General features: G+C 70.9%; 8 protein-coding genes. 5 read left to right on the top strand and 3 right to left on the bottom strand.

The window, feature by feature from the left end:
- On the top strand, positions 1-541 hold a 541-nt coding region (locus B4M60_RS02665; protein ID WP_291080034.1), incomplete at its 5' end, for a sigma-70 family RNA polymerase sigma factor.
- 118 nt (positions 542-659) lie between these two features.
- On the opposite strand, the gene B4M60_RS02670 is transcribed toward B4M60_RS02665, so the two are convergent.
- Together B4M60_RS02670 and B4M60_RS02675 are read right to left on the bottom strand one after the other, a co-directional pair.
- Positions 660-3,386: a bifunctional GNAT family N-acetyltransferase/acetate--CoA ligase family protein gene (locus B4M60_RS02670; RefSeq protein WP_291080036.1), complete on the bottom strand. Its 2,727-nt coding sequence runs from the start codon at positions 3,384-3,386 to the stop codon at positions 660-662.
- Positions 3,387-3,447: 61 nt separating this feature from the next.
- The gene (locus tag B4M60_RS02675) at positions 3,448-4,680 is read right to left on the bottom strand and encodes an acetoin utilization protein AcuC (RefSeq protein WP_291080038.1); all 1,233 of its coding nucleotides are present in this window, start codon (positions 4,678-4,680) and stop codon (positions 3,448-3,450) included.
- 221 nt (positions 4,681-4,901) lie between these two features.
- On the opposite strand from B4M60_RS02675, the gene B4M60_RS02680 reads away from it, so the two are divergent.
- Together B4M60_RS02680 and galE are read left to right on the top strand one after the other, a co-directional pair.
- Positions 4,902-5,591, top strand: coding sequence for a metal-dependent transcriptional regulator (locus B4M60_RS02680; RefSeq protein WP_291080040.1), 690 nt, complete (start codon positions 4,902-4,904; stop codon positions 5,589-5,591).
- Positions 5,588-6,568 (top strand): UDP-glucose 4-epimerase GalE, encoded by a 981-nt coding sequence (galE, locus tag B4M60_RS02685; RefSeq protein WP_291080042.1) that lies wholly within the window; start codon positions 5,588-5,590, stop codon positions 6,566-6,568. Before B4M60_RS02680 ends, galE begins: the two co-directional genes overlap by 4 nt.
- A gap of 16 nt (positions 6,569-6,584) precedes the next feature.
- Here the strand turns inward: galE and B4M60_RS02690 are convergent, their stop codons facing one another.
- Entirely contained in the window at positions 6,585-7,685 is a 1,101-nt protein-coding gene (locus tag B4M60_RS02690) for a DUF4192 domain-containing protein (protein WP_291080044.1), read from the bottom strand.
- A gap of 263 nt (positions 7,686-7,948) precedes the next feature.
- Here B4M60_RS02690 and B4M60_RS02695 point away from each other — a divergent pair, with 263 nt between their 5' ends.
- Entirely contained in the window at positions 7,949-8,884 is a 936-nt protein-coding gene (locus tag B4M60_RS02695; RefSeq protein ID WP_291080046.1) for a proteasome assembly chaperone family protein, read from the top strand.
- Positions 8,885-8,925: 41 nt separating this feature from the next.
- Positions 8,926-9,665, top strand: a 740-nt coding sequence (locus tag B4M60_RS02700) for a DEAD/DEAH box helicase (RefSeq protein ID WP_291080047.1), incomplete at its 3' end; no start/stop codon positions are given.

Here is a 9,665-nt window from a genome sequence, read left to right on the forward strand (position 1 = left end):
GTGGATCCGTCAGGCCATCACCCGGGGCATGGCCGACCAGTCCCGCACCATCCGGCTCCCCGTGCACCTGGTCGAGCAGGTCAACAAGCTCGCCAGGATCAAGCGCGAGCTGCACCAGCAGCTCGGGCGCGAGGCCACGCTCGACGAGCTGGCCGAGGAATCCGGCATCCCGGCCCACAAGATCGAGGAGTTGCTCGACCACTCCCGTGATCCGGTCAGCCTCGACATGCCGGTCGGCGCGGACGAGGAGGCGCCGTTGGGCGACTTCATCGAGGACGCCGAGGCCACCAGCGCGGAGAACACGGTGGTGACCAACGTCATGCACTCGGACGTGCGGGCGGTGTTGGCCACGCTCGAGGAGCGCGAGCAGCAGGTCATCACCCTGCGTTTCGGACTGGACGACGGCCAGCCCCGCACCCTCGACCAGATCGGCAAGCGCTTCGGGCTCTCCCGTGAACGGGTGCGTCAGATCGAGCGCGAGGTCATGGCCAAGCTCCGCGAGGGGCGGCGCGCGGACAAACTCCGCTCGTACGCCGTCTGACCCGGCGCCTCGGCCCCTGTGACGCAAGCCCCGACTCCTCCGTGGAGTCGGGGCTTGGCGCCGTCGGGGCCATCGTGTCGACCGTCGTCGCGGCCATGTCGACGGCACCGCGCGGGGATCACCGCAGCCGGCGCGGCCCCTCGTTGCCGCTGGACCGCGGGGGCGGTCCCAGGTGGACCTGGGCGAACAGCACGGACACCCCGTCGGGGGACGCGAGCGCCGGATCCACGGACATCCGACGTAGCTCCGGGATGTCCTCCACCAGGCACGACATGCGCCCCATGAGGTCCACCAGCGCGTCGCGATCGGCCGGGGCGTCCCCCGCGTAGCCGTCGAGGATGGGGGCCGCCCGTGGCCGGTCCAGGAGCGAACGGGCCTCGCCGGGGGAGATCGGGAGCGTACTGAACGCCCGGTCCGCCAAAAGGTCCGAAAGCATCCCGGACAACCCGAACGAGATGAGCGACCCGAAGATGGGGTGATCCGCCATCCGCATGGTCACGGCGACCCCCTTGGTGGCCATCTTCTGCACGTGGAGCGATCGCGAGCCGGTCGACTCCTGCAGATGGTCGAACGCCTCGCGGACCGCGGCCGCGCCGGTCAGGTCGAGCCTGACCCCCGACTGGTCACTTCGGCTCCGCCATCGCTCGCTCATCGCCTTGACCGCCACCGGGAAGCCGAGTTCCTCGGCCGCCATGACGGCCTGGTCGACGTCGGCGGCCACGCGGTAGTCCACGATCTCGATCCCGTAGCACTCCAGCAGGCCACGGACCTGGCCCTGGGTGAGTTCGAACGACGCCCTGCCCGCGTTGGAGTGGCACAGGGAGTCCACGAGGTCGCGGGCGCGGGCCCGGTCGATGTCCTCGAACTCCGCCGGCTCCTCTGCCGGGCGGTCCAGCCACTCGGCGTAGCGGCGGGCGCGCACCAGCGCCGACACCGCCCGCTCCGGATAGGGGTAGGACGGGATCGACCCCCGTGCCGCCGCGCCCGACTCGTCCGTCACGATGAGTCCCTCGGGCAGTCCCTCGCCCGCGAGGAAGGTGCTGACCACCGGCTTGGGACTGTCCGCCGCCGCGGCCCGGATGGCCTCGGCGTAGGCGTCGGGTTCCGTGGCGACCGGAGGGACGAACACGGTCAGGACCGAGTCCACCTCGTCGCGGGCCAGCACGTCCGCGATCGCCTCGCGGAACTGCTCCGGGGAGGCCCCGGCACCCAGATCGACGGAATGGGCGACGGTGAAGCCCTGGTGGCGTGCGGAATCGCCGCCCAGTCGACCGACGGCGGTCGAGTTCCCGACTATCGCAAGCCGCCCCCCGGCCGGGAGCGGCTGGTGCGCGAGCAGCGTGGCGGTGTCGAACATGTCGGTGATGGAATCGACCTGGATGAGCCCGGAGTCGCGGAACAATCCGCGGATCGCCGACGCCGTGAGTCCCTCCACCCCGGATTCGAGGTCGTCGGCGGCGCGCCGGACCACGATCACGGGCTTGTTCCTCGCCACCCGGCGGGCGATCCGCGAGAACTTGCGGGCGTTGCCGAAGCTCTCGAGGTACAGCAGGACGACCTCGGTCCCGGTATCGGTGTCCCAGTACTGGAGCAGGTCGTTGCCCGAGACGTCGGCCCGGTTCCCCGCGGAGACGAAGGTGGACAACCCCAGTCCGCGGCGGGCGGCGGCCGCGAGGATCGTGATCCCGAGCGCGCCCGACTGGCAGAAGAAACCCGCCCGTCCCGGGCCCGGGACCACCTCGGCGAGGGTGGCGTTGAGCTGCACATCTGTAGAGGTGTTGATCACGCCCAACGCGTTGGGTCCCACCACCCGCATCCCGTGGGCCCGGGCCTCGCTGACCAGTCGACGCTCCGACACCACACCCGCGCTGCCGACGTCGGAGAAGCCGGCGGAGATCACCACGAGGGTCGACACCCCCTTGGACAGGCAGTCGTCGAGCACCTCGGACATGGAGGACGCCGGAACCGCCACGACCGCCAGGTCGACCGGGTCCGGGATGTCCCGGACGCTGGCGTAGGCGCGCACCGAGTGGACACTGGTTGCGTCCGAGTTGACCGGGTACACCGGGCCGGAGAACCCGTTCCCGATGAGGTTGCGCAGGACGGTGTGGCCGATCTTGCCCACCTGGTCGGAGGCACCGATCACGGCGACCGATCCGGGCGTGAGGACCCGCGCGACGCTTCTCGCCTCGGCCGCGGCCTCCCGCGAGTTCCGGACGTTGGTCAGCGCCTCGGTCGGGTCGATCGCAAATTCGAGGTGCAGGGTGGACCCGTCGAAGGAGCGCGAGATCTCGTACCCCGCCCTGCGGAACACCTGGATCATCGAGCGGTTCTCGGACAGGACCTCCGCCTCGAAGTGGTCGATCCCGCACTCGGCGGCGGAGCCGGCGAGGTGCTCGAGGAAGATCGATCCCAGCCCCCTCCCCTGGTGCTGGTCCGAGATGGTGAACGCCACCTCCGCGAAGGTCGAGTCCGGCAGCCGCTCGTAGATCGCCATACCGATGATCTCCGCACCGAGCTCGGCGACGAACGCCATCCGGTCGCGGTAGTCCACGTGGGTCATCCGGCGCAGTTCCCTGTCCGACAGGACGTCGTGGGATCCGAAATAGCGCAGGTAGCGGGTCCGCTCGGACAGGCTCGAATGGAAGTGCGCGATCTTGTCCGAATCCGTGGGCAGGATCGGCCGGATACGCACCGCCCGGCCGTCGGAGCCCAGGACGTCCGCCGCCCACTCGTGCGGATACCCCTCCGGATAGTCGGCCACCGTCGTATCGGTGGAGGCGTGTTCGGGCGGGTCAACGACGGAGACGTCGCCGTCGGTCGGTCCGTCACCGGGGTTGGCCATTCTGGTCCTCCAAAGGACAAGCGTCGAGGGTGGTGGGTACTCGGTACCCGGGATGCGGCGGTCAGTCCCGGGGGTCGTCCGGGTCGAGCCCGAGGAGCGGGTAGACGGAGCGGCGGGTGTCGAGGATCGACTGGTCCAGACGGGCCAGCGTGCGGTCCATCTCGACCCCGCGGTCGCTGCCGGACGGTTCCCACGGCGTGTGGGTGGCGGCGCCGCCGTCCCCCATCGTCTCCGGCACACGGTCCGGAACCGTGAAGCGGGTGGCCAGGGTCTTCCACGTCTCGGGAACCGCGGTCGACGGGTCGAGCGGCACCCCCAGCACCGCCGCGATGAGATGGGTCCACGACCGCGGGACCACCCGGACCAGCTCGTATCCCCCGCCGCCGATCGCGATGATCCGCCCCTCGCAGATCTCGTCGGCCAACGCGATCAGCGCGAGGTAGGACGCGCGGTGTCCGTCGACGGTGAGCGAGAGGTCGGCGAGCGGGTCCTCCCGGTGGGAGTCGCATCCGGCCTGCATGACGATGATCTGCGGCTCGAACGCGCGCAGCACCCCCGGAACCACCGCGTGGAAACCCCGCAGCCACAGCTCGTCCGTGACCGCCGGAAGGAACGCCAGATTCACCGAGGTCCCCTCGGCTCGCCCGACCCCCGTCTCCGAGGCCCACCCCGTGGACGGCCACAGGGTGGCCGGGTGCTGGTGGAGCGACACCGTCAGGACCCTGGGGTCCTCGTAGAACGCGGTCTGGACGCCGTCACCGTGATGGACGTCGATGTCCACGTAGGCGATGCGGTCGTACCCGTTGTCGAGCAGCCAGCTGATCGCGACGGCGGCGTCGTTGTACACGCAGAACCCCGCGGCGGCCGCAGGCATCGCGTGATGCATTCCGCCGGCCACCGACACCGCCCGGGTCGCGGCACCGCTGGCGATGGCACGCGCGGCCGCCATGGTCCCACCGGCGACTGCGGCGCTGGCCTCGTGCATGGCCGGGAACGTCGGATTGTCGGCCGTACCGAGCCCGTGGCTCATCCCCAGGTGCTCGCCGGGCGGCAGGTCGCCCGCGGCCTTCACCGCGTCGATGTACCGGGACGTGTGGATCCGGAGGAGTTCCTCGTCGCTCGCCGACCCCGGGTCCAGCATCTCCACCCCCTGGAGGACGCCGAGTTCGGTGGCCAGGGACATCGTCAGGTCGAGGCGCCTGGGGCTCATCGGATGGTCCACGGAGTGCCGGTAGTCCATCAACGACGGACTCCACACCACCTTCGCTGAAACGCCGTCCCGGATCCCGGCCATTCCACAGTCCTCCCGTCGCGCCGGGTCGCTCCCGGCACCCACACCAGGCGGAACCCGGGTGTGGCTCCTGCGAATCTACGCGGTGGGGTCACGCGCGACCCGGGAACGCCCCGCTCTCCACCCCGGTTCCAGGGCCGACGGTAGGCTCGGATCCACCCCGACCGTGCCCAGCGCCCGGGGCGCCGGACGACCAGCGACAATCCGACGTGGAGGACTGCACAGTGAAGGACCTGGTGGACACCACCGAGATGTACCTCCGCACGATCTATGAGCTCGAGGAGGAAGGTGTCATCCCCCTCCGCGCCAGGATCGCGGAACGCCTCGAGCAGAGTGGCCCGACCGTCAGCCAGACGGTCGCCCGGATGGAACGCGACGGCCTGGTGCTCGTCGCGCCCGACCGGCACCTCCAGCTCACCGAGACCGGCCGCGAGCTGGCCGTCGGGGTCATGCGGAAACACCGCCTGGCCGAGCGCCTGCTCGTCGACGTGATCGGGCTGGAGCTGGAGAAGGTGCACGCCGAGGCGTGCCGCTGGGAGCACGTGATGAGCGACGACGTCGAGCGGCGCCTCATCGAGGTCCTCGACGACCCGAGGACGTCCCCCTACGGCAACCCCATCCCCGGCCTGGAGCTCATCGGGTTCGCCTCCGGCCGCCCCGCCGAGCCGGAGTACACGCGGCTCTCGGCGCTCGCCTCCGACATCCCGCACCGGGTCCGGATCCGCGCGATCGGGGAGAACATCCAGATCGACACCGAGCTCATCTCGGAGTTCCGGGCCGCGGGGGTGGAGCCGCTGAAGACCGTCACCGCCACCCGTCGGGGTCATCTCGTCGAACTCGACTCGGGAGACGGGCTCACGGTGGAGCTCGACGGAGACCACGCGCACGCGGTCCAGGTCGAGATCCTGCCGTGAAGCTCCTCGTCACCGGCGGCGCCGGGTATGTCGGGGGGGTCTGCGCCACCGTGCTGGTCGAGCGCGGCCACGAGGTCGTGGTGCTGGACGATTTCTCCACGGGCAACCGGGACGGCGTCCCCGCGGGCGCGACGCTCGTCGAGGGGGACGTCGCCGAGCTCGCCGGGACGGTTCTGGACCCGTCGTTCGACGGGGTCCTGCACTTCGCCGCCAGATCCCTGGTGGGCGAATCGGTGGTCAAGCCCGAGGAGTACTGGCACGGCAACGTCGTCACCTCGCTCGCGCTTCTCGACGCGATGCGCGCCGCCGACGTCACCAACCTGGTGTTCTCGTCCACCGCGGCCACCTACGGCGAGCCGGAGCAGGTCCCGATCACCGAGGACATGCCCACCCGGCCCACCAACACCTACGGCGCCACGAAGCTCGCGATCGACCACGCCATCACCTCCTATGCGATCGCGCACGGCCTGGCCGCCACGAGCCTGCGCTACTTCAACGTGGCCGGGGCGTACCGAGCGGCGGGTGAGAACCGGGTGGTCGAGACCCACCTCATCCCCCTCGTCCTCCAGGTCGCCCTGGGGCACCGCGCCGACATCAAGATCTTCGGGGACGACTGGCCCACCCCGGACGGCACGTGTGTGCGGGACTACATCCACGTGGCAGACCTGGCCGACGCCCACCTGCTGGCGCTGGAGTCCAACGCCGCGGGCATCCACCGCATCCTCAACCTCGGCAGCGGTGAGGGTTTCTCCGTCCGCGAGGTGATCGACGTGTGCCGCGAGGTCACCGGTCATCCGATCCCGGCCGTCGTCGCACCACGTCGGGCGGGCGATCCGGCGGTCCTCGTCGCCTCCAGCCGGAGGGCGATCGGCGAGCTCGGCTGGGCACCGAGCCGCACCGATCTCCGGACCGTGGTCGAGGACGCCTGGGCGTTCACCTCGTCGCTGGGCGACCGCGCCCACTCCGCCCCGCGCTGACGACCCCGCCGGGCGGTCAGGCCGCCGCCGCCACCCGGCGGAGCCGCTCCGGGGCGAGCCCGTTCTCCAGGCCGTGGAGCAACAGCCTCGCGAGCGAGTTCCTCTCGTCCGCACCCACCGCCGCCTCGAGCGCCGACCGGGCGTGGACGCCGCTGCCGGAGAAGTAGGCCGCGGCCCCCAACATCATCAGCGACACGGAGCGTTCCCGTCCGGGCCGACGACGGGCCAGCGCCCACCACAGCAGGCGGCGACCGTCGTCGTCGACCAGCCCCCGCTGGGCGAGACGTCGGTAGATCTCATCACGCACCCCGATGTCGAGCAGGGCTCGGCCGACCTCGGCCAGCTCGTCGTCGTCCAGCTCCTCCCCCGCCTCCAGCCGTTCGGCGGCACGGTCGTGGGCGTCCACGCCCGACTCCACCGGGAGGGACCCCGCCTGACTGTCCGCATCGCCGGCGCCCGGGTCCCGGTCGCACGCGTCCGCGTCCCTGGCCAGATACAGGCGCTCGATCTCCTCCCGCGATCCTGCCTGCACCCGGCCGTCGAACGCGTGGACCGCCGCGATCTCCGTGGTGCCGGGATCCAGCTGGACTCCCCGGACCATCCCGAAGAGGTCGACCCAGGGAGCCCCTGCGGCGAACTCGGGGACGCCGTACGCGGTGACCACCCGCGTCCCCGCCAGTCCCAACCAGTACTCGAACGCGGCGGCGGCGTCCTCCGCGCGGAGCCCGGCCGAGTACCCGTCCACGCAGTCCTCGTGGACCACGACCAGGTGGACGGCGGTCACCCCCTCTCGCGAGCAGAACTGCGCCAGTCCGCGTGCGGGCCCCTCGCCGATCGTCGCGGCCGGGAGATCGTGCTCGACGTCAGGGTCATCGTGGTCCCCGGCGGAGTAGGCGGCGGACCCGTCGAGAAGTCCGTCGACGTCCATCCTCACCACCGGCCCCTGCCTCCCGTCGGAGGTCCTGCCGCACACCACCACCACCGAGCCCGCGCCGGGCGGGAAGCCCAACATCGCCGGTATCGAGGCGATGAGTTCCTCCGGGGAGGAGATCACCACCGTCGTCCTCCCGTCCCCGTCCTCCGGTCCGTCGCCGCGGCCCCGTCCGTCGTGAGTCATGCCGTCCACCCGTCTCGTCGCGCGGTCGATCCCTCCGATGGGGCCGTCCGCGGGTGCCGGAGCACCTGACCAACCTTCGGTCACCCCGGTCCCCCACCGGGGCCCCGAACGGCCCGATCCCGGCGGTCTGTGGAGGCGCACCGGTCGCTGGGGAATCAACCGGGATCGGCTGTCGTTGGCAGAGAGGTGACACCCCTTCCCGGTCGGACGACCATCCGGTCCCGTCCGGTGGAACCGGGGTGTTCGTGACGAGAGGAGTCGACATGGCCAGGCACAGCAACCTGTACCGACTGATCGAGCCCGTTCCCGACCTGCGGTCGGAGTCCGGCGAGGGTCCCGTGTTGGTGCACGCCCTGCAGGGCTTCTCCGATGCCGGCCAGGCGATCCAGGGCGTCACGGAGCATCTCCGCGAGAGCCTGGACGCCCAGTTGATCGTCGAGTTCGACGTCGACGAGTTGGTCGACTACCGCTCGCGCAGGCCGCACCTGCGGTACTCCTTCGACCACTTCACCGGGTACTCCGAACCGACCATCCAGATCCACACCGTGAAGGACGCCGCCGGGACGTCGTTCCTCCTGCTGTCCGGACTGGAGCCCGATCTTCGGTGGGACGGCTTCACCGAGGCGGTGATCGACCTCGCCGGCTCGTTCGGCGCCCGGATGTCGGTGGGCCTCGGCGCCATGCCCCTGGGTGTGCCCCACACCCGGCCCACGCAGTCCAGCGCGCACGCCAGCGACGTCGACCTCATCCGCGGGTTCACCGCGTGGCCGGGGGAGTTCTCCGTCCCCGGGAACGTGAGTTCGCTGCTGGAGCTCCGGATGGCCGAACACGGCATCCCTTCCGCCGGCTTCACCGTGCACGTACCGCAGTATCTGGCGCAGACCGGCTACCCCGCCGCCGTCCTCGACCTCGTGGGGAACATCTCCCGGATCGCGGGGCTGGAGTTGCCGACGGGCGAGCTGGAGAAGTCCGCGGAGGAGTTCACCGCCCAGGTCACGGCGCAGATTTCGGACAGCCCGGAGATCCGGACCGCCGTGGAACTGATGGAGAAGCAGTACGACGCGTTCATGGAGTCCAGGCACGGCTCCGATTCGCTGACCCCCGGCGGCAAACCGTTGCCGTCCGGCGACGAGATCGGCGCCGAGTTCGAGCGCTTCCTGGCGCAGCAGTCGGGCGACGACGATCCGGACGCCGTCTAGTCCGGGCGGGCCCGTCCGCCCGGGCGGCTAGGCTCGGCAGAGTGCATCTGCCCGAACTCCTCGCTGACCTGGACGACGTCCCCTCCGACCTCCACGAGGAGGCGGTCTTCGACGCCTTTGTGGCCTGGGCCGCCGATCAGGGCCTCAGTCTGTACCCGGCGCAGGAGGAGGCGGTCCTCGAGGTAGCGGCGGGCAGCCACGTCGTCCTGGCCACCCCGACGGGCTCGGGCAAGTCCCTCGTGGCGCTGGGCGCGCACTTCTCCGCGATGGCCAGGGGGGTCCGCAGCTACTACACCGCCCCGATCAAGGCCCTGGTCAGCGAGAAGTTCTTCGCGCTGTGCACCGTGTTCGGCGCCGAGAACGTGGGGATGCTCACCGGCGACGCGTCGGTGAACCCGCACGCCCCGATCGTCTGTGCCACCGCCGAGATCGTCGCGAACATCGCCCTCCGCGAGGGGGCCGACGCGGACATCGGCCAAGTGGTGATGGACGAGTTCCACTACTACTCGGATCCCGACCGGGGCTGGGCCTGGCAGGTCCCGCTCATCGAGCTGCCCGACACGCAATTCCTGCTGATGTCCGCCACGCTGGGCGACGTGGACTGGCTGCTCGAGGACCTGCGCCGCCGCACCGGGCGCGAGTCCACCCTCGTCGGCGGTACCGACCGGCCCGTCCCGCTGTCGTTCGACTACGTCCTCGCCGGGGTGCAGGAGACGGTCGAACTCCTGATCCGGGACGGGAAGGCCCCCGCCTACATCGTCCACTTCACCCAGGCCTCCGC

It is taken from the genome of Dietzia sp. UBA5065, from assembly GCA_002415925.1.
Lineage (GTDB): Bacteria > Actinomycetota > Actinomycetes > Mycobacteriales > Mycobacteriaceae > Dietzia.

What these genes read in the sequence shown, in the direction of transcription:
- B4M60_RS02690 (WP_291080044.1), bottom strand. Translation starts at nt 7,685, where the DNA reads ATGACTCACGACGGACGGGGCCGCGGCGACGGACCGGAGGACGGGGAC.
- B4M60_RS02670 (WP_291080036.1), bottom strand. Translation starts at nt 3,386, where the DNA reads ATGGCCAACCCCGGTGACGGACCGACCGACGGCGACGTCTCCGTCGTT.
- B4M60_RS02675 (WP_291080038.1), bottom strand. Translation starts at nt 4,680, where the DNA reads ATGGCCGGGATCCGGGACGGCGTTTCAGCGAAGGTGGTGTGGAGTCCG.
- B4M60_RS02695 (WP_291080046.1), top strand. Translation starts at nt 7,949, where the DNA reads ATGGCCAGGCACAGCAACCTGTACCGACTGATCGAGCCCGTTCCCGAC.